At 51.2% G+C, this 24,110-nt stretch carries 17 protein-coding genes, 1 other RNA gene and 3 pseudogenes; 5 read left to right on the top strand and 16 right to left on the bottom strand.

Features of this window, described 5'->3' with window-relative positions; all coding sequences use genetic code 11:
* Positions 1 to 24: 24 nt before the first annotated feature.
* Positions 25 to 1,176: a L,D-transpeptidase family protein gene (locus AU509_RS05320; protein WP_085651337.1), complete on the bottom strand. Its 1,152-nt coding sequence runs from the start codon at positions 1,174 to 1,176 to the stop codon at positions 25 to 27.
* Between the two features lie 297 nt (positions 1,177 to 1,473).
* On the bottom strand, positions 1,474 to 5,007 hold the full coding sequence (nifJ, locus tag AU509_RS05315; protein WP_094117820.1) for a pyruvate:ferredoxin (flavodoxin) oxidoreductase: 3,534 nt from the start codon (positions 5,005 to 5,007) through the stop codon (positions 1,474 to 1,476).
* Between the two features lie 293 nt (positions 5,008 to 5,300).
* Here nifJ and AU509_RS05310 point away from each other — a divergent pair, with 293 nt between their 5' ends.
* Positions 5,301 to 5,885, top strand: a complete 585-nt coding sequence (locus AU509_RS05310) for a GNAT family N-acetyltransferase (RefSeq protein ID WP_094117819.1) — start codon at positions 5,301 to 5,303, stop codon at positions 5,883 to 5,885.
* A 137-nt stretch (positions 5,886 to 6,022) separates the two neighbouring features.
* Here the strand turns inward: AU509_RS05310 and ddlA are convergent.
* The 11 genes and pseudogenes from ddlA to smpB form a co-directional block, all read right to left on the bottom strand.
* Positions 6,023 to 7,122, bottom strand: a pseudogene (ddlA, locus tag AU509_RS05305) (D-alanine--D-alanine ligase).
* Positions 7,123 to 7,313: 191 nt separating this feature from the next.
* The gene (mltB, locus tag AU509_RS05300; protein ID WP_094117818.1) at positions 7,314 to 8,396 is read right to left on the bottom strand and encodes a lytic murein transglycosylase B; all 1,083 of its coding nucleotides are present in this window, start codon (positions 8,394 to 8,396) and stop codon (positions 7,314 to 7,316) included.
* Between the two features lie 856 nt (positions 8,397 to 9,252).
* Entirely contained in the window at positions 9,253 to 9,984 is a 732-nt protein-coding gene (locus AU509_RS05295) for a retron system putative HNH endonuclease (RefSeq protein ID WP_094117817.1), read from the bottom strand.
* Positions 9,981 to 11,573, bottom strand: coding sequence for an AAA family ATPase (locus AU509_RS05290; RefSeq protein ID WP_094117816.1), 1,593 nt, complete (start codon positions 11,571 to 11,573; stop codon positions 9,981 to 9,983). The genes AU509_RS05295 and AU509_RS05290 overlap by 4 nt, the downstream gene beginning before the upstream one ends.
* Positions 11,551 to 12,516 carry a retron St85 family RNA-directed DNA polymerase gene (locus AU509_RS05285; RefSeq protein WP_094117815.1) on the bottom strand — a complete coding sequence of 322 codons (966 nt, stop codon included), beginning with the start codon at positions 12,514 to 12,516 and terminating at the stop codon, positions 11,551 to 11,553. The genes AU509_RS05290 and AU509_RS05285 overlap by 23 nt, the downstream gene beginning before the upstream one ends.
* Positions 12,517 to 12,908: 392 nt before the next feature.
* Positions 12,909 to 12,986, bottom strand: a pseudogene (locus tag AU509_RS18545) (YagK/YfjJ domain-containing protein); the annotation flags it as partial.
* An 85-nt stretch (positions 12,987 to 13,071) separates the two neighbouring features.
* A complete protein-coding gene (locus tag AU509_RS05275; protein ID WP_094117814.1) occupies positions 13,072 to 13,938 on the bottom strand; it encodes an integrase domain-containing protein in 867 nt (288 codons plus the stop codon).
* A 791-nt stretch (positions 13,939 to 14,729) separates the two neighbouring features.
* A pseudogene (locus tag AU509_RS05270) lies at positions 14,730 to 14,974 on the bottom strand (helix-turn-helix domain-containing protein).
* Between the two features lie 235 nt (positions 14,975 to 15,209).
* Positions 15,210 to 16,451 carry an integrase domain-containing protein gene (locus AU509_RS05265; protein WP_094117813.1) on the bottom strand — a complete coding sequence of 414 codons (1,242 nt, stop codon included), beginning with the start codon at positions 16,449 to 16,451 and terminating at the stop codon, positions 15,210 to 15,212.
* A gap of 180 nt (positions 16,452 to 16,631) precedes the next feature.
* Positions 16,632 to 16,994: a transfer-messenger RNA gene (gene ssrA / locus AU509_RS05260) on the bottom strand.
* 49 nt (positions 16,995 to 17,043) lie between these two features.
* Positions 17,044 to 17,526: an SsrA-binding protein SmpB gene (smpB, locus tag AU509_RS05255; protein ID WP_085652266.1), complete on the bottom strand. Its 483-nt coding sequence runs from the start codon at positions 17,524 to 17,526 to the stop codon at positions 17,044 to 17,046.
* A 154-nt stretch (positions 17,527 to 17,680) separates the two neighbouring features.
* Here smpB and AU509_RS05250 point away from each other — a divergent pair, with 154 nt between their 5' ends.
* Both AU509_RS05250 and AU509_RS05245 read left to right on the top strand, forming a co-directional pair.
* Complete coding sequence (locus AU509_RS05250) at positions 17,681 to 18,115, top strand: type II toxin-antitoxin system RatA family toxin (protein ID WP_094117812.1); 435 nt, start codon at positions 17,681 to 17,683, stop codon at positions 18,113 to 18,115.
* A gap of 1 nt (position 18,116) precedes the next feature.
* A complete protein-coding gene (locus AU509_RS05245) occupies positions 18,117 to 18,398 on the top strand; it encodes an RnfH family protein (protein ID WP_409359748.1) in 282 nt (93 codons plus the stop codon).
* A gap of 334 nt (positions 18,399 to 18,732) precedes the next feature.
* Here the strand turns inward: AU509_RS05245 and bamE are convergent, their stop codons facing one another.
* The 3 genes from bamE to nadK form a co-directional block, all read right to left on the bottom strand.
* Positions 18,733 to 19,071: an outer membrane protein assembly factor BamE gene (bamE, locus tag AU509_RS05240; protein WP_085652263.1), complete on the bottom strand. Its 339-nt coding sequence runs from the start codon at positions 19,069 to 19,071 to the stop codon at positions 18,733 to 18,735.
* Between the two features lie 111 nt (positions 19,072 to 19,182).
* Complete coding sequence (recN, locus tag AU509_RS05235) at positions 19,183 to 20,844, bottom strand: DNA repair protein RecN (RefSeq protein WP_094117810.1); 1,662 nt, start codon at positions 20,842 to 20,844, stop codon at positions 19,183 to 19,185.
* Positions 20,845 to 20,928: 84 nt separating this feature from the next.
* A complete protein-coding gene (gene nadK / locus AU509_RS05230) occupies positions 20,929 to 21,807 on the bottom strand; it encodes an NAD(+) kinase (protein WP_094117809.1) in 879 nt (292 codons plus the stop codon).
* A 137-nt stretch (positions 21,808 to 21,944) separates the two neighbouring features.
* Between nadK and grpE the strand changes: the two genes are divergently transcribed.
* The gene (gene grpE / locus AU509_RS05225; RefSeq protein ID WP_094117853.1) at positions 21,945 to 22,517 is read left to right on the top strand and encodes a nucleotide exchange factor GrpE; all 573 of its coding nucleotides are present in this window, start codon (positions 21,945 to 21,947) and stop codon (positions 22,515 to 22,517) included.
* A 318-nt stretch (positions 22,518 to 22,835) separates the two neighbouring features.
* On the top strand, positions 22,836 to 24,074 hold the full coding sequence (locus AU509_RS05220; RefSeq protein ID WP_094117808.1) for an Nramp family divalent metal transporter: 1,239 nt from the start codon (positions 22,836 to 22,838) through the stop codon (positions 24,072 to 24,074).
* Positions 24,075 to 24,110: the final 36 nt, after the last annotated feature.

Below are 24,110 nucleotides of genomic sequence, written 5' to 3'. Positions count from 1 at the left end.
CTGTGCGCCGCCCTGTGGTTGGTATTAAGACTGGCTTGGCTGCTCTGAAGGCGCCGTTGCCGTGTCGTTCTCTTCCGGTGTTGCTGTCGCATCCGGCGTAGTCGTTTCCGGTTGCACGTTTTCAGACTGCGGCTGCGCTTCCTGAGGATTGGCCTCTGGCGCGGCAGGCGTCGCGGCTTCCGGCGCGGCCTGCTGTACGGTCTGCGGCGCGACTGGCGCGGCGTTCTGTGGCTCAGCCGGTGAAACAGGATCGTTGGCCGGGCCGTTCACTTTAAGCGGGATGCCCAGGCGATCGTGAATCACCTGATTAACCGTGCTTTCGTTCACGCTGGCATCAGCCAGAATTTGGGTCACGGCAGGCGTCAGCGTTAGCGGAACCGGCGTGTCGGCATTGAATTCTTCCACGGTGCGTGACAGCGGGTGGTGAACTTCGAGGTAGCGCGAGCCGTCGGGTTCCGTCGTCGCTTTCACCGGTTCATTGATGAACTGCACGCGGGTGCCGACTGGCACATGATCGAACAGGTATTTGATGTCGTCGGCACGCAGACGTACGCAGCCGTGGCTGACGCGCAGGCCAATGCCGAAGTTGGCATTGGTACCATGAATGGCATACAGGCGCCCGATATACAGCGCATAGAGGCCCATCGGGTTATCCGGACCGGCCGGGTAGACGGCAGGCAGGGTCTCACCGCGTGCGGCATACTCAGCATGCATGGCGGCAGTCGGTGTCCATGTCGGACCATCTTTCTTACGCTGTACTGAGGTCACCCAGTTGATCGGAGTATCCTTACCTAACTCGCCGATGCCGATCGGCAGTACAACGACGGTATTGGTGCCTTTCGGGTAATAGTACAGACGCATCTCTGCGCTGTTGATAACAATCCCCTGACGCGGCGTATCCGGGAGGATCAGCTGCTGCGGGATCGTCATGTCGCTGCCGGGTTTGGGCAGGTAAACATCAATCCCCGGATTCGCTTCCATCATATTGCTCAGCCCCATCTGGAACTGGGCGGCGAAATGCTCAAGAGGCTGGGTGCTATCGCTGGGGATAGTAAAGTGAATGTTTTCACCCACCAACCGACTTTTACCGGTAGGCAGAGGATAGACTACGGCCAGAGCTGCCTGGCTAAAGCTGGCAGCAGCCAAAACGAACGTCAGAATCGCACGAATACTCATGTTGGGATCTTAATTGAGTGTGAAGCCATACCGGCGGAAATGGTTATTGGGGTCAATAGAGACCTGTGCGCATTATATGGGCAGATCGTCTTAATTGGGAAACAACATGTGTAACTAATCACATTTTTTGAAGCCCACAAGCGCGGCGGCTCGTTTTTGGCATGAAAAAGTGACCGAGATGTCTTCCTGACCGGGATGACGTTAGATGGGGGTGATGCGGTCGATAAGCCTGCCCGCCATAAAAAACGCCCTGCGCCGGAGTGTCGGCACAGGGCGTAGCGATTGCCTTACTAGCTGTTATTCCTGCGTATTTTTCTCGGCTTTGCCCGCCATCATATTCAGGAAGTCATAGCGTCGGCGCAGATCCAGCTCGGCTTCTTCATACAGCAGGGCCGTTTCTTCCGGCATCTGCGTATTCAGGCGGCGGAATCGTTGCTCTTTGAGCAGCGTATCGCTCAGGCTGGCGGAAGGCGGACGCGAGTCCGTCATCAGGGCCGGTTTGCCTTCCGCGGTGCGTCGCGGGTCAAAGCGATACAGCGGCCAGAAGCCGGTCGCCGTCAACTGACGCATCTGATCGTGGCTGAACGCCAGATCGTAGCCGTGCTCTTCACACGGGCTGTAGGCGATAATCAGTGACGGACCCGGCCATGCTTCAGCTTCCTGAATGGCTTTTATCGTCTGGTTGAGCTGAGCGCCCAGCGAGATCTGCGCGACATAGACGTGTCCGTACATCATGACGTTGATGCCGAGATCTTTACGCGCTTTACGCTTGCCGTTCTCGCCAAACTTGGTCACCGCGCCCAGCGGGGTCGCCTTGGACTGCTGGCCGCCAGTGTTGGAGTAGCACTGCGTATCCAACACCAGAACATTGACGTTTTCCGACAGGCTCATGACGTGGTCCAGACCGCCATAGCCGATGTCGTAAGCCCAGCCATCGCCGCCGATCAGCCAGATAGATTTCTCGACCAGATGATCGGCTTCTTCCGCCAGCTGACGGGCCTCATGACTTGTCAGTGTGGCCAACTGCTGGCGCAACTGCTCGATCTGCTGGCGACGGTCGTCGGTTTTAATATTTTCTTCCAGCAGAGACGCGACCAGTTCGGTGGATAACTGAGGCGCCAACTGGTTCAGCAGGCGCTGGGCGCGCTGGCGATGATGATCCACGCTCAGACGGAAGCCTAAACCGAACTCGGCGTTATCTTCGAATAGCGAGTTAGCCCAAGCCGGGCCGCGGCCGTTGGCATCGGTGGTCCACGGCGTCGTTGGCAGGTTACCGCCGTAAATCGACGAGCACCCCGTGGCATTGGCGACCAGCAGACGGTCGCCGTACAGCTGGGTCAGTATCTTGATATACGGCGTTTCACCGCAGCCGGAACAGGCGCCGGAGTATTCAAACAGCGGTGTAATCAGCTGCGACGTACGAATGTCGATGCGTTCCAGCTTGTTGCGGTCGATTTCCGGCAGCTTCAGGAAGAAGTCGTAATGCGTCTTCTCTTCCTCGACGTGCTCCAGACGCGGCTCCATGTTGATGGCCTTGATCTCAGGGTTCTGACGATCTTTGGCCGGGCACACTTCCACGCATAGATTACAGCCGGTGCAGTCTTCGGGCGCGACCTGCAAGACGTATTTCTGGCCGCGCATGTCGCGGGCCTTCACATCCAGCGATTGCAGGGACGCGGGCGCGCTCTCCATCTCTTCCGCCGGGACGACTTTGGCCCGGATGGCGGCATGTGGGCAGGCGGCGACGCAATGGTTGCACTGGGTACACAGGTCGGCTTTCCACAACGGAATTTCTTCCGCGATGTTGCGTTTTTCCCAACGGGTGGTGCCCGTTGGCCAGGTGCCGTCCGGCGGCAGCGCGGAAACGGGCAGGGTGTCGCCCAGTCCGGCCAGCATGGCGGCGGTCACGGTTTTGACGAAGTCGGGCGCGGCGTCGGAGACGACCGGCGGGCGCTGCGGGCTGCTCGGGTTGACCGGCTCCAGCGGCACGGCCGCCAGCGCTTCCAGCGTGGCGTCCAGCGCGCGCCAGTTACGTTCGACCAGTTCCACGCCTTTGCTGCCGTAGCTGTTGTTGATGGCGGTGCGCAGTTTTTCTCGCGCATCTTCGCCCGGCAAAATCTGCGACAGGTGGAAGAAGGCCATCTGCATGACGGTATTGATGCGCGCGCCCAGTTGGCAATCACGTGCGATCTTGGCCGCGTTGATGCAGTAGACGCGCGCCTGACGCTGATTCAGCCCCGCCTGCACTTCCTGCGGCAGGCGATGCCACAGGTCTTCGCTGCTGTAAGGCGTGTTAATCAGGAAAATTCCGCCCGGTTTCAGACGTTCGACCATGCTGTATTTATCAATGAACTGCCACTGGTGGCAGGCCACGAAGTCGGCCTGTTCGATCAAGTACGCGGAATTAATCGGCGTCGGGCCGACGCGCATGTGCGATACGGTCAGGCTGCCGGCTTTCTTCGAGTCATACACGAAGTAGCCTTGCACGAACATCGGCGTGGAATTACCGACGATTTTGATGGAGTTCTTGGTGGCCGACACGGTGCCGTCGCTGCCCAGACCATAGAACAACGCTTCGTGCGACGCTTGCGTCGGCATCGGCAGGTCGGACAGCGGCAGTGACAGATTCGTCACGTCGTCGTAGATACCCACCGTGAAGCGCGGGCGCGGGTTGGCGAGCGCTAACTCTTTAAATATGGCTTCGACGCACTGCGGCGTAAATTCTTTAGATGACAGGCCGTAGCGGCCGCCGATCACGCGAGGCATGAGTGGGCGCTCACCTCGTGAGAAAGCCTCGGCGACGGCGGTCATGACATCCAGATACAGCGGCTCGGCCAGCGCGCCCGGCTCTTTGGTTCGGTCCAGTACGGCAATGTTCTGAGCGGTCTGCGGGATCACGTCCAGCAGGTGCTGGGCGGAGAACGGGCGGTACAGACGGACTTTCACCACACCAACTTTTTCGCCACGGGTGAGCAGCGTATCAATGACTTCTTCGCTGGTGCCGACGCCGGAGCCCATCAGGATGATGATGCGGGTCGCTTCCGGGTGTCCGTAGTACTCAAACGGATGGTACTGACGACCGGTTGCGGCGGCGAAGTCATCCATCGCCTGCTCAACATGCTGATAGGCATCGTTGTACCAGGTATTGGTCGCTTCACGCGCCTGGAAGAAGGTATCCGGATTGGACGCCGTTCCGCGAATGACCGGACGCTCTGGTGTGAGCGCTCGCTCACGATGCTCATCAATCGACTTCTGCGGCAGCAGTCGCAGGATCTGTTCGTCGCTCAGCGGTTCAATCTTGTTGATTTCGTGAGAGGTCCGGAAACCATCAAAGAAATGAATAAAAGGCAAGCGGCTGTTCAGACTGGCCATCTGAGAAATCAGCGCAAAGTCCTGCGCTTCCTGAACGTTGCTGGCGCACAGCATGGCACAGCCGGTTTGGCGTACGGCCATCACATCGGAATGGTCGCAGAAAATGGACAGCGCATGGGTTGCAACCGTTCGGGCGGCAACGTGCAGGACGAAGGGGGTCAACTGACCGGCCAGTTTGTACAGCGTCGGGATCATCAACAACAGTCCCTGCGACGATGTGAAAGAGGTCGCCAGGGCCCCGGTTTGCAGTGCGCCGTGCACGGTCGCGATGGCGCCGGCTTCCGACTGCATTTCCATCACGCGCGGCGTGTCTCCCCACAGGTTGCGGCGGCTTTCGCTGGACCAGGCTGCTGCCTGCTCCGCCATGGTCGAACTGGGCGTAATGGGGTAAATGGCGATAACTTCATTAGCTCGCCAGGCCACGGATGCGACTGCGTTATTACCGTCGGTGGTGATCATGACTTAACCTTCAATTGCTGAGCGAATTACCTTGTGGGGCGGGTTTTATCACCGCGAAGACTGATCGTTATACAGCCGTTTGCGCGCGGAGTTGTCTTAAAAATCTGTTCAATTCCAACTGCAGACAGTATGTAGCAATATTGTTACAGCAAGACGAACCATTTTTGGATCATAACAGGTCCGGCGAAAACGTTCATCCTTGCGACGAATACGGGAACTGTTTTTTCCTGTGTCGCCACTGAATCCTTACTGTCCCGTTCATTTCTGTGGGGAGCGCGCGTAAGGTAGACATTATGACAAAAGAAAAGCCGCCACAGCCGTTCATCGATACACCGCGTCTGGCGCTTCGACCGCTGCGGGATGCCGATGCTGAAACGTTGTTCATACTGCTGGAAAGTGATCCGTGCATCGCCGCTATGGCCGTGCATATACCTTATCCTTGCCCCCAGTCACTCATAAGATCGTGGATTGCATCTCTGGACGATAACTGGCAAAGCGGAAAAAGCATAACGTTTGCCCTATGTCTGCGACCAGAAGGACAGGTCATAGGCGCGATTTCGCTGTCGGCGCTGGATAGCGCTTACCCGGAGGTCGGTTATTGGCTGGGGACGGAATATTGGGGATACGGCTACAGCACGGAAGCCTGTCTGGCGATATGTCAGTTCGCGTTTGGGCAACTTGGCCTAGACCGATTATATGGCTGTCATAAAGACGGTAATACCGCCTCTGGCAAGGTGCTGCTGAAAAGCGGATTTGAGCTGTTGGGCAGTCAGCATCTGTATATCGCCGAGTTACAACAATATGAATCGGTGGCTTTTTACCTGAGGAGCGCGACCAGCGACGAAGAGAGGACCCAAGATGATGCGCTTGCGGGATAAGCGTCGTGATGATGGCATTGGGGGCTCGAATGCTGAGTCCAGATGAGGGGGAACGGAGATTGTTTGCGCGATATCGCCAGGAACGAGAAGGTGAATCGGGCAAGATGAGTTATCAACTTGCCCGATGTCGATGAGCGTCAGTCGCGGACTGAGCTTTGTAGTGCGTTGTCTTGTGAATAGCGCTCCAGCGCCAGTTCGATGAGCTGAGTTATCAGTGCGGTATAGCCAATACCGCTCGCCTGCCACAGCTTGGGATACATGCTGATATTGGTGAAACCGGGCAGCGTGTTGACTTCGTTGATGATGATCTCGTCATCCTGCGTCAGGAATACATCGACCCGGGCCATTCCCTGACACTCCAGCGTCTGGAAAGCGCGCAGCGCCACGGCCCGAATACGTTCGTCGGTCACTTCCGGCAGCGGGGCCGGGATAGCGACGCCTGCGCCGTCTTCATCGATGTACTTGGTATCGTAAGAGTAGAACTCGTCGTGCAGGACGATTTCGCCGCACACGCTGGCCTGCGGAAAATCGTTGCCCAGGACGGCGCATTCAATTTCACGGCCAACGATCGCGGACTCCACCAGCACCTTATGGTCATAGCTGAACGCCAGATCGACCGCGCGTCGGAATGACGCTTCGTCTTTAACTTTGCTAACGCCGACGGAAGAGCCTGATTGGCCGGTTTGATAAACAGCGGCAGGCCGAGTTTAGCCGTGATGGTGGTGAAGTCGAAACGGCGACGATTTGCGCGGGTGAGCGTCACAAAGGGGGCGACCAGCAGTCCGGCATCTCGCAGCAGTCGCTTGGTCACATCTTTATCCATGCTGACCGCCGAGCCCAGAACGCTGCTGCCGACGAACGGGATATTGGCCATTCGGAGCAGTCCTTGCAGAGAACCATCTTCACCTAATGTGCCGTGAACGATCGGGAAGATCACATCGATCTGGGACAGGGCGTCCGCACTTTTCGTATCGATTAACTGGTGGTTGGCCTGACCAGGGATCAAGGCGACATGCTGACTTGAACGGTTAAGAGCTATCTTCGCCGGATTGTCTGCATTCAATAGATAGTTGGAGGCATCATTAATATGCCATTCGCCCTGCTTGTCGATACCCAGCAGAACGACGTCGAATTTATCCTTATCAATGGCTTCCACGATGTTTTTGGCGGATTGCAGCGACACTTCGTGTTCTGCCGATTTACCACCGAACACCACGCCAACTCGAATCTTAGTCATATCACTCTTTCCGTTATGCGAGGTCTTTGCCCCAGCCTTGATCGATGCTTCTCACTAAAACAGCCAACGTCACTGGGCGCAAGGGAATCATTCCGGGAAATCCGATTTTACGTTGCAAGCGAAGAAACTATCGCCTAAGCGCCTAAGTCCCCGCCAGTCGATTCAACATCTCAGGCGGGCAGATAACGTAGTCAGAGTTGGCTTCTGCGGGCGATTTTCACTTCCTCGCCCAACTGCCAGACCACCATGGCGTAATGGGTGCTGTGGTTGTAGCGGGTGATGGTGTAGAAGTTGGGTTGTCCGTACCAGTACTGGTAGCGATTCCCCATATCCAGACGCAGCAGACTCACTTCCTTGCTGCCGGTTAGTGGTTCGAGCGGCGACAGGCCTGCGGCGGACAGCGTATTCACGGAGTAGCGGGTATTGAATCCGGTATCCAGACTCAACGCCTGACCGTTGGCGGCTACGGCCACCTGACCATTGCGAACCCAACCGTGAGCTTTGAAATAGTTGGCGACACTCCCGATGGCGTCGACGGGATCCCACAGGTTGGGTATGCCATCGCCATTAAAGTCCACGGCATAGCTCTTAAAGGCGGAAGGCATGAATTGCCCATATCCCATCGCACCGGCGTAAGAACCGCGCAGCGTCAGCGGATCAAACCCGTCTTCCCGCGCCATCAACAGAAATTGTTCCAGTTCGCCTTTGAAATAGGCGGCGCGGCGCGGGTAGGCGAAGGAGAGGGTGGCTAACGCATCCAAAATACGGGTTTTCCCCATGATGCGGCCCCAGCGGGTTTCCACGCCAATAATCCCGACGATGATTTCCGGCGGCACGCCATAGATCTGCCACGCCCGGTTCAGGGCGTCTTCATATTGGTTCCAGAACATCACGCCATTTTGCACATTGTCGGGCGTGATGAATTTCTTACGATAACGCAGCCAGGCGCCGTTAGGGATGTTGGACGGAATCGCGGTGGTCGGTGAGGGGGCCTGGCGATCCATCAGTTGGATCACGCTGTCCAGCCGTTGCGCTTGCCCCAGCACGCGGTGCAGATTTTCACGCTCGAACCCATACTCATTCACCATATGATCGATGAAGCGATCGACGTCCGGATTATGAGCGAAATCTCCGTTTAAAAAGCCGGTTGAGGGGGAATTAAAAAAACCGCCAGACGGCTTAATCGTTGTGTCCGAAGGCAGGGAAGAGGCCGGCTTGCTGCTACAGGCTTGCAGCAACACGATAAGGGGCAATAAAGCAACCAGACGACGCATCGGAAATCCATAAAATTTGGGAAAGTTGGATGTTGGAATGTTAGCTCATCACGCTGAAAAACGGTTAGTTAAATGCGAATAGTTCAGTGAATTATTCAGGCGGTGGTTTTCTCTGGTTGCTCTCGCAATAACTTTTAGGGATGTGTTGGTGGTGGATTGGGGGAAAGGGGAGGATGTTTGTTTTGGGCCACATTTGGTCGGATTTTTGCGCAGAGGGTGTGACCTAAGAAGGTACCTGACGTTGTGAAAGTTACAGGATTGCACTATGTCCATCAGACGCAAAAAAGCCCGGAGGACTTGCGCCGTGCTGGCTTTTCGTACTTCATCGGCCTTATCTGGTAATAACCGATGTCTAAATTGGGCTGGGGGGAGTTGAATTTGTGTTGTAATTCATTGATTTTAAATAATTAAATTTTATTTAATTTTATATTGGTGCCTAATGAGGTGCCTAAGATTTTTTCATCATTTTGATGAGCGCAAATTAGCAAGTGTTTAGTTTCATGAGACAACTACAGGCGAGTTAGAAAAATAATTTCTTTCTTCATATGGTCGATAACTATCAACTTTGTTGACAGTTATCGCTGGTTAAAGGAATTACTCTTCCATCTGATAACCTGAATGAAGTACATGCCAAGCTAAGGAAATTAGCTTCTAGGATTGACGTGTTACAGCTGACCTCGTTCGAAAAAATATCCTGCGCTGGGCTATTGTGGAAATGTGATTCCTTCTTGCTGTTGGATAAGGTAATTAATCTTCGAATAAACTGTATTAACAGTAATGATCATTACATAGAAGTAAATATTATAGTAGACGGCATATTTACGAAAATGAAAAACTTTCCACTATATGTTACCTATTAACATGTTAGTATAAAGTGTTGGGGCTCAAGGCTGTATGAAAAAACATAGTAAAATTCTAGGGAGTCGCTGTTATGTATAATTTGTTGAATAATTAATTTTCTAAATTTTTGCTGAAAGGTAATTAATGGCAACGCATAGTATTCCTTTAATTTCCCATCAGTGTCAACTTCTAGATAAACGGCAATGAGCTTTTTGATTTCTGATTTTGTTCTTTTACCTTTTTTGGCGTTGAGCTCCTTACGTATGGAGTCGATAAGAAGGGTACGGTTACGGACAAGTCTATCTGAGTTTAGATTAAGCACTTTGACTAATTGAATATTAAATTCGCTATCAGTTGAATAAATTTTACCATCCCCATGAAATTTTATAAGATCATTCACATGATGATTCGGTTCGGATGGGTTGAATTTTATACAGTCACTACCTTTGCGAGTATCGCAAGTCTGTAGATTTTTTGGCTTGCCTTCATTACCCATACAACATCCAAGCATATTTTTGTATGATAATTCAAGTTCTGGATGATCGTGCTGGCATGCCCAATGCTCAATCTTCATTGAGTCAGTTGATATTCTTTTCATGCAATATGCACATAGATAGCCCTGTTCTGCTAGTAGGTAGGTCCTAATTTCCACTTTAATTGGGGTAAAATTAGGCCCATCATATTCCCGGTTTTTCACTCGATATTGTGCAAGAGAGCGTGGCTCATGACTTTTTTCAATCGCTCTCATTCTTTATCCCAGCCATGAAGCTCAATATCAAATTTGGCATTCGCCAGTTCTGGGATTTCACCATGTAATTCCTTTTCCATTTCAGCAATCTTCCTGCTAGCACTTTCTAAGTCGCCTTTAGATATGAGAGAGAAAATTTCGTCAATACCATTCTGGACCTCTGGGGAACGAACTAAAGTTTTATCTCCAGTTTTCATAATTTCATTGAGGACATCATTTGATGTCAGCCCGTAAGATTGATCTGGAGAAAAACAGTTAAAATTTCCACTTTCATCTTTCCCTAAAATAAAAATCTGATCATGTTTTATTTCACTGATAATTTGAGGTGAGTGAGTGGTAACTATGAACTGACAGTTTGGGAACGCTGTTTCCAGTTTTTTTATGATATTTCGTTGCCACTCTGGATGAAGATGTAAATCAATCTCATCGATTAAAACTATGCCAGAACACAATAATGGATTTTCAGAGTCAGGGTTTAGCGCTGCTAGCCGTCGAGTGATATCAAGTATTAGCGCAAGTAATGATTTTTCACCCTGTGATAGCTGCAATACATTGGTTTTTATTCCTTCTTTTTCAATTGAAAGGTGAAGGGTAGGTTTTAGCTCAACTTTTAGATTACTAAATCCGTCCATAAAAAAAGGAATTGTTTTATTTATAATTCTTTGAGTTTTTGCTGCATAGCTTATTTCTTCTGGTTCCGATTGTGGTTTCATTTTTGAAAGTAACTTATTAAGCACTTTCTTTGCTTGAGGATCTGAATCAGCAAGTTCTTCCAGCATTGAAATAAATTTCAAATCTGTCTGTGGAACATTCTGATTCTCGTGTTTGACCAGATCATCAAGTCGCTTATACCAACGGAAAAAAGCTTTGAAGTCAGCTTTACCAGCTATTGAACCACTATAGCCATCGAAACGATTTTGGATTTCATTTGCAGTGGTCTCGTCAAATTCGACCATATCTTTAGAATTAATATCCATAGAGCGCATAACACCGTAGTATGCAAATAATGGAAGTTCAAATTTATCATCAGAATCACAGGATAACTTGTATAAATTACCCAGTTGTGTGAAGTCAGAGTAATAACTCTTCTTTTTCACAATACTGCCTTCTTCGACTTCGCATAGCTCTAAAGTAGGAGAATAATCTTTGTAAAGTGTCAGCTTGGTGATAATTGAGCTGTAACCATCATTATTCCCCATAGTGATATCTGATTTATCAATATCCCTACCTTTACCTCCGCTATTGACAATGCGTCTGATAAGCCAGCTTAAGCTATGTGAAATGGCGTCTAGTACGGTAGTTTTCCCCGCACCATTATTACCAATAAGCACTTGCGTGTGTTCATTATTAAATCTTATCGATAATCTTTCGGCTATTCTAAAATTAAGCAAAGATAATGATGCAATTCTAATTTTTTGATCTCGAAATTGGGATAGTACTAAATCCAAGTATTCTTGGGCTTTCTCTGAGTCTTTCTCTAGATATTTACCATTTAGATAAAAATTGTATAGCTGAAAAGCTGCATCTATGTCACCCTTGCGAGCTTTTGCCTCGATCTTATTGAATTTACTGTTTTTTAAATTTTCCATCTGCTTTCCTTAGTTTAATAAGTTTAGTAATGGTTTCAGCAGAGTACTTTCTTGCCAGTCTGAATCTGAAGTTTGGTTCAATGTATGAGGCAAAAGATAATAATCCTTGAAGGTAGTAAACCATATCAGGTTCAAGTAAACCCAATTTATATTTATGAACTAAAGAGGATATGAGCCTTTTACGCTCCCTTCCGACAGATAAAGTCCCTTCGTTAGTTAGTGTCACCCCTGTAATATGGCGATTATGAGCTTTGGAAGTGAATACTGTTTTTCGCTCATTCAAGGTGATCCTATTATTATAATGTTTGAAAAGAAAAGCTCTCACTTTGTCTGGTAGGGAAAATAATAAATTTTTATGGCTGGTAGAAAATGTCAGGTCGTCGGCATATCGTGAATATACTATTCCATTGTCTTTGCATAGCGTATTAAACTCCTCATCAAATAAATACATAATAATATTGGAGACAAGGGGTGAGCTAGGGGCTCCTATGCTTAATGCGAGCCTACCATCCTGCGTTTTAGATTTATTCCAGAAAAGAGCTTTGGTAAGTAGTCTCTCTTCGGCGGCACTGAGGGAATAGTTATTCCATTTACATGCTAAAAAAAAGAGGTCAGGCGTGATGCTGTTAAAGAAGTTAGAGAAATCCATTTTTAGTATATAAGGGTTGGCAGAATGCATATTGGCATTCTGCTTAATTCCTGTGCCCTTTCTATAAGCAATAGCACTTGTATGTATTTCAAATAGAGATTCTAGAATACTTATAATGTAATGTTGGAATTTCTTAAGCTCTCGTGATGGTTGGGCGATAATTCTTTCCCCAATGTCTCGTTTGGGTATAGTGTATACTTTGTATTTATTGGGGGCATTGGCAAGAAATCTATCTATCTGCCTACGACTACGTGGTTGAATTTCAATCAGTTTCGCATAAAGGTTAAGGCGCATGCAGAATCCTCAAGCAAATTCAAAAAAGCCAGTAAAACGTGGCAAACTGAACGCTCCAGTTTGCCACAACCCTTTACTAAAGGATGCGGTAGTCGTTCTTCGCATCCACGACTAGGGGAGTGGATGCGAAGAACGACTACCGCAACCACGAAACCCCACAATAAGTTAGAGTCTGGCTTAACGCCCGACTAGACGTAACCGTCTGAACGCTAAAGGGCTTGGTCAGTTTAACGTATAAGCTTGTGTGCATCAATCCTTCTCTTTATTCTAATAAATGACATGGTCTTACCCAGCAGTAGTAGGCACGTGACTGAGTGAGGAAATGAAATCTAGAATCTAGCTTAAAGCTGTGCCGGCTGTTCGTAGGTAAGATTAATTTTCCATATCGTTCGCAAATAGTAGTAGGCATCTTTGTTGAACAGCAGATAAACGTGGTAATGACATTTCCCCGATTGGGAATGTTTTTTTGCCCGTGTAAGTATTCTGGCAAACTGAACCGTTTACCTTTAGATATTTTCCCTACCAAGACATTCGTACCAATCCTGATCTAGGCCATCAGCCATAAACTCGCTCCACATACCGCCCACGCCCATCCCCGTGCCCTAAATCCATTGACACCAGCGCGCTGGCTTCCCGTTTACTGAATCCCTGCTGCCGATAATAGCGCATCGCATCTTGCGCCCATGCGTAACGCAGGCTGTGCGGGGAATATTGCCCCTTTAGTCCGGCCATAGCGGTTTGCGAGCGCCAGCGATTAATGGCGCTTTTCAGATCCGGTTTATCAATCAGCCGACCGTTGCGGGCAGCAGCAATCGTCAGCGCCTGATACACTGCCTGCGTTAACGCTTCCCGATCCAGAACCCGCGTTTGTCGGGGCCGTCCACCTTTGGTGCCGAATACCACCGTTAATTGCTCGTCACCTCGCTCCAGCGCTTTGGCCCATGTCTGGAGCGACTGCAAACACTGCACCGCTTCCTGTGATCGTAGGCCCATCATTCGAGCCAGTTGCAGCGTCAGCGCCAGCCCAGCGTCTTTCTGTTGCAGGGCTTTCAGCGCCGCCTGATAGCGCTCCGGCGTAATCGCTTGCCGCGTACCGTCCCGGCTGGCGCCACTCAGGCCTAACGTCTTATTGCTCAGCCGTTCCGCATCCGCCAGCTTGTCCCGCCCGGCGGTGCGCAGCATTACCCGCACTGCCGCCATTTCATTATGCAGCGTGCGCAGAGTAATTCCCTGCTCTAACCGTTCGGCGATATAGCATTCGATATGTTTTGCTTTCAGATGCTGTACCGTGCGGATCTGAATATTCAAAGACAGCAGGTGACTGGCAAGCCGCTCTGCAATTTTTAGTCGGTCATGTACCGTCTTATGGCTGCCGCCGGCCTGTCGGGCCAGCGTCTGCATTTCCAGACTTAATCGTGACATATGTTATCCCCCCATCCTCAATAACCTCTGTTCTCCGGCGCACGGCGATTTGCGACACGGATTTACCGTGCCGCACTGAACAATACCTGCGCGCCGGAGCGGCAGCGGTTGAGGTATGGCGGGGATATCGGTTATGCACTCGGTGCAGCCGCCTGCATCAGCAGGGTAATCCCCTCAGGCTAAAAGCCCGCCTCAGGTATCGGTTCAGTCCTCCTCTGATAAGTGGGTTGATGAGAATTGACGCAGAAAATGTGCGTCAGATGACAGGTCGCGCCGCAAAGCGCTATGGCGCGAGGGCTGGCGCAGAGATTGTTCGCGGCGTCACTTGCAACGGCTTTCCGCCGTATGAAGTGACGCCGCTGCCTCATGGATGCATTTACTGAGGCAGCAAAAGACCGCAGACGGCTGCGCCAGCAATAAAGGTTGTTGTACGCATCAGTGCGTATACAAAAAGCAGTTGCTTCACTAAGAGCAAAAAGGATGCAGCCCTAAGGCGTTGGGATAAGGTAGCTACTATCGCCGCAGCGATCACCCGCAAACTGGTAGCGGGGCGGGTTGGGAATCGACCACACAGGTTAGTCCTGCGCGTTGCCTTCAAGGTCGTGGCAACATGGGAGTGCTGCTTGCAGCAGCGGTATCGCACTGATAATTTACTGCGCCAAAATCCGTATATCAAGCGGCTAACGCGCTGCGCTTGTTGGCTCCTTACTGGATTTCTATTCCATAGAAATCCAGTAAGGAGCGTCTAAATCCACTACCAGGATGAAAAAAATTTTGTAAATTTTTAGTGGCTAATCCGAGGTTCCATCTCGGTATTGTTGATGCTGTCCGCTGTTATAACGCGAAGGCAGATCTCTTCAGGGCGTTTATGCAAGGCTTCGGCGATTAAGCGTTCTCCTTTAGGCCAATGGCGCGTCAGTGTATTTGCCAAAGTGGAAGAGGCGAGTCCCGCGTCTCTGGAAACCGCAGCCAGCGTTGTGCCTTTCTTTTTTAAACCAGCGATGATATCTGCCGGATGCCAGTCTTGTTCAATCATACGAAGTCACCTAGGTTGATGCCCGTCAGAGGCGATGAAATTGTTTGTTCTGACTAAGGCATATTTTTAATTTCTTCCTTTTTAGCATCCGTTAAGTGACTTTATCTTAAGAGTTACTAAAGACGTGGGGTTGAGGATTTGTCCATTGACGATGAGCGAAAAATAACGCGTCTCCCGCCTCACACCATCACTTGCTTATGGTGTGAGGCGGGAGAGAAAACACGGCTTCATACAATCACCCAATTGCCTTAAGTCCCCGGATCCCGCCTTCCAGCACACTGCCGTTGTCCGCCGCTTTCACAAAGTCGGCCCACCATTGCATCATGGGGCGACGTTGTTCCAGATAATCGCTGCGATTATAGGCCCGGCGTACTTCATTTTTATCTACGTGGGCGAGGGCGGCTTCGATGACATCAGGCGGAAAGCCTTGCTCATTGAGCGTGGTACTGGCAATGGATCGCATGCCGTGTGATACCAGAATGCCGCCTAATCCGGCGCGTTTTAGCGCGGCGTTGACCGTCTGGCTATTCATTGGCTGTAACGGTTTAATGCGGCTGGGGAAAACATATTCCCGGTGGCTGCTTAAGGGTTTCATTAGCGCCAGAATCGCCAGCGCCTGTTCTGACAGCGGAACGATATGTACCCGCTTCATTTTCATGCGTTCGGCCGGAATGCGCCATTCTTTAGCGTCCAGATCGATCTCTTGCCAGCGCGTCTCAGCGGCTTCGACAGGGCGGGTGAGGGTGAGAAGCTGCCACATAAACAGACAGCGGGTCGGTAACTCGATATTTGCCAGCCGCATTGTTTGCATCAGTTGCGGTAGTTGATCCGGGCGGATGCTGGGCATGTGCTTTTTCTGCGGTTTCTCGAACGCCTTGCTGATATTGACGCTGGGAGCCGCATCGATCAGACCAACGTTCATGGCATAGACCATCACCTCGTTAATCCGCTGGCATAATCGTCTTACCGTTTCCAGCGCGCCTCTGGCCTGTACCGGCTGAATAGCCTGCACCAGCGTGCGCGCTTTGATATCCGTGATGCTGATATCGCCGATGGCGGGGAAGATATCCTTTTCGAGGGAGCGCCGGATATCGGAGGCATAGTCGGCGGTGACGCTGTTCCTTTTTAGCTGTAGCCAGCGTTCGGCAACGACCTTAAAGGTGTTGGATTGGGTTTCCAGCGCTTGCTTGCGCAATGAAAGCTGGTGTTCATAAGGGTCAATATCTTTTACCAGCAGGGCGCGGGCCGCTGTACGGCGTTGCCGGGCGTCGGCCAGAGTAACTTCGGGATAAGGCCCAAAAGTCAGTTTTGCGCGCTTTTTGGTTAAAGGCCGGTAGTAGCGCATCTGCCAGACTTTCCTGCCGCTGCTTTTGATGAGCAGTTGCAGACCGTCGCCGTCATGCAGTGTGTAATCCGCCTCCTGTGGTTTGGCGGCTTTGATCTCCGTATCGGTGAGGGGTTTTGTTAACCGTGCCATAGGTACCTCCATCATTTAGGTACCCGCTAGATGGGTACCTGCCTTTCGGGTACCTAAGAAGGTACCTAAAAGTTGTGGAAGCCACAAGATCGCCACAGCGCCCAATAGACGTAAAAAAGCCCGCAGGGCTTGTGCCATGCGGGCTTAGTGGACTTCTTTGGCGTTCTATAGAACAAAATTTGGTGGAGCTGGGGGGATTTGAACCCCCGTCCGGAATTACTCTACCGTCGGTACTACATGCTTAGTCTAATCTTTACATTCGCCGGTTAGCTGCGGACAGACACGCTACTAACAAACTAGCCTGATTAGATTTAGCGCTTCAACCCCAGGCAAGGCATCCACGCGATCTCTTTTAGGTTTGACCTCTCTTGATCCCCGTCCTAAGAGCGGAGGCTAGGGAGAGAGGGCTATACGCAGGGTATTAAGCTGCTACAGCGTAGTTTTCGTCGTTTGCGACTATTTTTTTGCGGCTTTTTACGAGGCCAACCGCCCCTCGGCATGCACCTTGGCTTTGCAAATCCCGTCGAATCCAGAATCAGCCCCAAGAAACTTTCGCCAGTATACCAGAACTTACCGGACTAAAGCCACCGGCTTAGCGGTTTGCGTTCTTCATGATACGGGCTTTGTCTAATTTCCACTCGCGTTCTTTGATATCATCGCGCTTGTCGTGATCTCGTTTGCCTTTCGCGACGCCAATTTTGACTTTACTCCACGCATTTTTCCAATACATCGACAAGGCGACAACGGTATAACCCTCACGGCTGACTCGGCCGATGAGCGATTCTATCTCGCGTTTGTTGAGTAACAGTTTGCGCGTGCGAGTGGGGTCGCATACGACGTGTGAAGATGCAACGTTGAGCGGTGTAATGGTGGCGCCAAAGAGAAAGGCTTCGCCGTCTCTTAAGGTCACATAGCTGTCGCTGATATTGGCTTTGCCCGCTCGCAGAGATTTGACTTCCCAGCCTTGCAGTTCAAGGCCAGCCTCAAATTCTTCTTCGATGAAGTACTCATGGCGAGCACGCTTGTTTTGCGCAATGGTAGCGGAACCGGGTTTGTACGCTTTTTTCTTTTTCATAGTGCCGTCATTATACTGGATGTCTAAGGGAATGAAATCCCCGCCAAAGTGTAGAGTGACATTGTGTTCTGCCTTCGGGCAACTTTCCCAGCGTTTTTATCTGATGACCTAAAATGCTATTATTTTGCGCATTTTGTTACTTTTGGAAAATGGTATGCCCAAGATCAATCGCTCCGCGTTAGTCCCTTACAGCGCTGAGCAAATGTATAAGCTCGTCAATGATGTGCCGTCTTACCCTGCCTTCTTACCGGGCTGTACAGGAAGCCGAGTCTTATCGACCTCTTCGGAGGAAATGACCGCCGCGGTTGATGTTTCCAAAGCCGGTATTAGCAAAACCTTTACGACGCGGAATACGCTGACCGATAACCAGTCTATCTCAATGCGGCTGGTTGATGGCCCATTCCGGGAATTAAAGGGTGATTGGCGGTTTACTCCGCTAAGCGAAGAAGCCTGTAAAGTTGAGCTCGACTTGGATTTCGAATTCAAAAATGCGCTGATCGAATTGGCTTTTGGAAAAGTTTTTAAGGAGCTTGCGAACAACATGGTTCAGGCTTTCACTCAACGAGCCAAAGAGGTCTACAGTGCCTGAGATGCGAGTGGCAGTGGTTTATGCGTTACCGGAGCGTCAGTTTCTCCGTGCGCTAAAGCTCGAAGAGGGCAGTACTGTAGAGCAAGCGATTAAAGCGTCGGGGTTACTAACCTTGCGTCCGGAGATAGACCTCACTAGCAATAAAGTGGGTATTTTTAGTCGCGTCGCCAAGCTGGATGAAGCACTACAGGAGGGCGATCGCGTTGAAATCTATCGTCCGATAACTGCCGATCCCAAAGAATTACGCAGGCAAAGAGCAGAACATTCTAAAAGTAAACGATAGTCGACGTAACCCAATAAAATGACCGAGAAATTTGGCTGCCAGGTAAATCGTCATCGCGACGAAAACATCGACGGAGTTGGTTTTACTCGCTGTTGAGACTCCGAGAGACGCTAGCCACTACTCACCTTCAACTTTGTTTCCTGAGTCTTCCCGATATCGGCTGCGTTAGGTGCTTATCTGTGTCGGGCTCGTTTAGACTCATTCAAATACATGCTCATATCATACGATTTTCATCAACCGATCTAACCTGAAAAGCTTTTTCGCAAAAGGGAGCTTCTCAGGCTTTATTGGCTTCGATCCGATAGCCTTCAGACTATCCGACAACACAAACGAATTAGTTCAGCGCTGGCTTGTTATCGATGCTGGTGAGGATGCCCTGGCTGTCGAAATTCAGCGTCAGAGTTTGCTGTTTCACCGCTTCATGACCGGGCTGCTGACGGAATACATAGAACCAAGTATCGCTACCAAACGGATCCTGTAACATCGGTGTTCCCAGAGAATAAGCAACCTGTTGTTTTGTCATACCATTATGGATCTTGGCGACGTCTGCAGGAGCTAAGTAATTCCCCTGATTGATATCCGGACGATAAACCACCTTCTCCAGCGTGGAGCATCCGGCGGTCAACATGACAGCGACTACCGCAGCGATAACAGTTAGCGTTTTACAGCGCATAGTGAGTTCATTCCTTAAGGGCATAGGTTGCCGATGATAATAGACCTTGCCTGTCTTGAAAACCGGCAAGGCCCATGTAAGACCTCAGGAACCTGAAAAAGTTGAACGTTTTTATGCGGCAAGTAACTCTTTTGCATTCGCCAACGTATTCTTGGTCACGGCGCTTCCTCCGAGCAGGCGGGCTAGCTCTTGAAGGCGAGCGCGTTTGCCCAGAGGCTCCATCAACGTTTCCGTTTCTGAGCCGTCAGTCTGTTTGCTAACAAAGTAATGATGGTGCCCGCAACCGGCGACCTGCGGTAAATGGGTGACGCACATGACCTGAGTAGACTCACCCAGTTGGCGCAACATTTTCCCCACGATCGCGGCAGTCGGTCCACTAATCCCCACGTCCACTTCATCGAAGATAAGCGCCGGCGTATCCATTTTTCGCGCGGTGATAACCTGCAGAATTAACGCAATTCGTGACAGTTCGCCTCCTGATGCCACCTTCGCTAATTGTTGATGAGGCTGTCCGGGGTTCGTCGTGACACGAAACTCGATCTGGTCGGCCCCCGTCATATTGAGATGTTCCGCCGCAAAGATGACATGGATGGAGAAATGACCGTGCGGCATCGCCAGTTCGCGCATGTTCTCAGTAATTAACCGGGAGAGCGCCTCGGCATGTTGGCAACGACGGGTATGTAGCTGTTCAGCAGTATGCAGCGCCTGCTGGTAGTATTCATGTACCGCCTGACTCAGGGCCTCATGATCGCTTTCCTGCTGGTCCAACAGCTGTTGCTCATTCAGCAGTTGCTGATAAAACGTCGGTAGTTCTTCCGGCGCCACATGGTGTTTGCGGGACAGCGACAGTTGGCGCGATAGCCGTTGCTCCAGTTCATACAGACGAACAGGGTCAAGTTCCATGCGGTCACTGTAATGTCGCAGTTCGTCGCTGGCTTCGCTGATCTGGATGTGGGCTTCGTCGAGTAAGGACAGAATGCCTGACAGCGATTCATCCAGCCCAACCAGCTCGGTCAGCTTCTGGCGAGCGCTGTGCAACATGCCAAGCAGGTTTTGCTCTTCGCCTTCACTCAGGATATGCAGCGTCTGTTGACTCAGGGACTGCAATTGCCCGCTGTTGGCCAGACGTTTGTACTCAGCGTCGATCTGTTCGTATTCGCCAGCTTGAGGCGCAAACTCGTTCAACTCTTTCAACTGGTACTGCAGCAGTTCACGCCGAGCCTCCCGCTCAATTGCCGCCTGTTGGTGCTGCGCCAGCTCACGGCAGCTCTGGTGCCACTGACGGCAAGTTTCTCGCATCGCAGCCAGCAAGTGTGGTTCGTCCGCATAAGCGTCCAGCAGATACCGCTGATGTTCAGGTTTGAGCAGCAACTGATGGGCGTGCTGACCGTGCAGTTGAATCAGATGCTGACCCAGTTCACGGAGTTGGGAAAGCGGCACGGCAGTGCCATTGATGAACCCGCGGGAGCGCCCATCGGCCCCCACGACCCGGCGGAGAAGACATTCGTTGCTGTCATCTAACTGGTTATGCTCCAGCCATTCTCGTGCGGCAGGCGTATCAGCCAGTGAAAACCGCGCGCAGATGTCAGCGCGCGCCGCACCGGGGCGGACCATGCTGGCGTCAGCGCGATTCCCGAGGCATAAACCCAAAGCATCAATCGCAATGGATTTGCCTGCCCCGGTCTCTCCGGTAATGACGCTCATACCTGCCTGAAAATCAATCTCCAGTTCGCGTACGATAGCGAAGTTACTGATAGTGAGTTGAGCCAGCATGATGTTTTCCTGTATGTAAAAACAAGTGTTAATGCATACAGTATAAACTGGTTTTTTATACAGTAAAGTGGTTGAGTTGACTTATTAAAATAATTTTTTCGACCAGCCTAATTTACTGCTCAATGTATTGAAGTAATTGTAATTTTCAGGATGGATAAGATTCAGGTGGTGAGGACTGCGGCGAATCAACACCTCTTCGCCTTCCTGGATAGGCAGTGCGATCTGGCTATCGCAGCTTATCTCTAAGTCATTGGTTATTTGAGAAAATTTAAGCCTTATCGTGCTGCTGTTGCTGATGACCAACGGGCGGGCGGAGAGCGTATGAGGAAACATCGGTACCAGCGCGATGGCGTCCAGCGATGGGCTGAGGATGGGGCCACCGCCGGAAAGAGAATAGGCGGTGGAGCCGGTGGGCGTCGAGATTATCAAGCCGTCTGAACGCTGTGAAAAGGCGAAGCTATCGTCAATGTAGACCTCAAACTCGATCATATGCGCGACTTTACCGGGATGCAGCACGACTTCGTTGATGGCGCTGCTGCTGCTGTTCATATGATTGGCCCGGCAGACCTGAGCTTCTAGCATAAACCGGCTTTCACGAATATATCGCCCGGCCAGTACGTCGCTTAATTGCTGCTGGGCGTGATCAGGGTCGAGATCGGTCAGAAAACCGAGGTTTCCCCGGTTAACGCCGATGACGCTGATGTCATAGCGGGACAGCACCCGCGCAGCGCCCAGCATATTTCCATCCCCCCCGACGACCACGGCCAAATCGGCTTGTTGGCCGACTTCCGCCAGGCTGCCCGTAACGGCCTCTGAGAGGTTAAGCTCTTGGGCGATCTGTTGCTCGAGGATAACGGAATATCCTTTACCAGTCAGCCACTTGTAGAGCATTTCATGTGTGGCCAGTGCGGAAGGATGCCGCGGATGACCGACGATACCGATACAGTTAAATGTTTTATTCATTAGACGGTTAATCCTTACGGGAAGAGGCCGTTCCGTGTTTTCAGCCGAGCAATATGTCAGGGTTCCCTTGAAACCCCCGTTTTGATCCCCATAATAAGCGAACAAGCGAGATGAATGCCAAAACCGCGGAGTATTTCATGAGTAGTAAAGAACAGAAGTCGCCGGACGAACAGGTTCAGGATCAAAAGAAAGCAGCAGACGCCTCTATTGAGACGCCAGAAGCGGCTGATCCCCGTGATGAACGTATCGCCGAACTGGAAGCGCAATTGAGCGAATTACAGCAGCGTGAGCGCGAAAGCGTGCTGCGTTCTCGCGCCGAAAGCGAAAATATTCGCCGCCGTGCGGAGCTGGATGTCGAAAAAGCGCACAAATTCGCGCTGGAAAAATTCGCCGGTGAAATGTTACCGGTGATCGATAATCTGGAACGTGCGCTGGAAACAGCAGATAAGTCTAACGATGCGTTGACAGCCATGATCGAAGGGGTCGAACTGACACTGAAATCTTTGCTGTCTGCCGTGCAGAAGTTCGGGATTGAAGTGGTGGCGGATGTGAATGTGCCGTTCAACCCTGAAATCCATCAGGCGATGACGATGATGGAATCTGCCGACCACGAGCCTAATCACGTGATGCTGGTTATGCAGAAAGGCTACACCCTGAACGGTCGTTTGCTACGCCCGGCCATGGTTGCGGTATCTAAAGCTAAAGAGTAATTCTTCTGGCTTGACTTCGGGGCAGGTGAAGTGACGACCTGCTCCGACTATCTCCTCTCCTTTTTTCCTTTCTCCTATACCTTGCCTAAATGCATTTTTTCGGCTGATTTATGCCGATCCGGTTTTTTTTAAGCCAAAAAACGGCATGTTGTTTATATTTTGTTAATATTAGTTTTCTGAAACGCATAGGGTTTTGTGTCGAAATACATCATCATCTCTGCCTATCAGAATAATCATTCCTACCGACCTAAATGCACTTGATAACCATTCTCATGTCTGCGAGAGTATAATTACAGTATGTTTAGAAGGGTCAATTTTATGCCGGAGAGTCGTGTTATCGCATCTGTCAGCCGCACATCTAGGAAGATCAAACTTTCCCTGATGGGGCCCGCGTTTATCGCGGCGATCGGCTACATCGATCCCGGTAACTTCGCGACCAATATTCAGGCCGGGGCGTCATACGGCTATCAGCTGTTGTGGGTAGTCGTGTGGGCTAATCTCATGGCGATGCTGATTCAGCTGCTTTCCGCCAAGCTGGGTATTGCGACCGGCAAAAATCTTGCCGAGCATATTCGCGATCGCTTTCCTCGCCCGGCCGTTTGGGCCTACTGGGTGCAGGCGGAGATTATCGCCATGGCGACCGATCTGGCTGAGTTCATTGGTGCCGCCATCGGATTTAAATTGCTGTTGGGCGTTTCTTTACTGGAAGGTGCGGTGCTGACGGGTATCGCTACGTTCCTGATACTGATGTTACAGCAGCGCGGACAAAAGCCGCTGGAGATGGTGATAGGTGGATTGCTGCTGTTCGTCGCGGCGGCCTATATCGTCGAGCTGATATTTTCTCGTCCTGAACTGGCTTCTATCGCGCGTGGCATGGCCATTCCGAGTCTGCCGACTTCCGACGCGGTGCTGCTGGCCGCAGGCGTGCTGGGGGCGACTATTATGCCGCACGTCATTTATCTGCATTCGTCCCTGACGCAGCACAAGGGAAATAATACCCGCAGCGATCGCTATGCTTCGACGAAGTTTGATGTGGCCGTGGCGATGACCATCGCTGGATTCGTTAATCTGGCTATGATGGCGACGGCAGCGGCGGCGTTTCACTTTAGCGGTAACACCCATGTCGCGGATTTGGATCAGGCGTATTTAACGCTGAAACCCCTGCTGGGGCAGGCTGCGGCGACGATTTTTGGTCTGAGCCTGGTGATTGCAGGCCTGTCTTCGACAGTGGTGGGAACGCTGGCGGGTCAGGTAGTGATGCAGGGGTTTGTTCGCTTCAGAATCCCGCTGTGGCTGCGCCGTGCGGTGACGATGTTGCCGTCATTTGTCGTCATCCTGTGCGGTATGGACCCGACCCGAGTGCTCGTCATGAGTCAGGTGCTGCTGAGCTTTGGTATCGCGCTCGCGCTGGTTCCGTTGCTGTCATTCACGAACGATCGCGAACTGATGGGCGATTTAGTCAACGGTCGGTGGGTGAAGTCTTTTGGCTGGGTCATCGTCGCCTTGGTCGTGACGCTGAATCTTTATCTGCTGATAGGAAGCCTGCTCGGCCTGTGATACAAAGCGCGGCGCTGTGAGCGCCGCGTCTTTACG

This window comes from Lonsdalea britannica (assembly GCF_002111595.1).
In the GTDB taxonomy this organism is placed as follows: Bacteria; Pseudomonadota; Gammaproteobacteria; order Enterobacterales; family Enterobacteriaceae; genus Lonsdalea; species Lonsdalea britannica.
The sequence above is the reverse complement of the archived record's forward strand: the minus strand, read 5'-3'. Positions and strand labels throughout refer to the sequence as shown.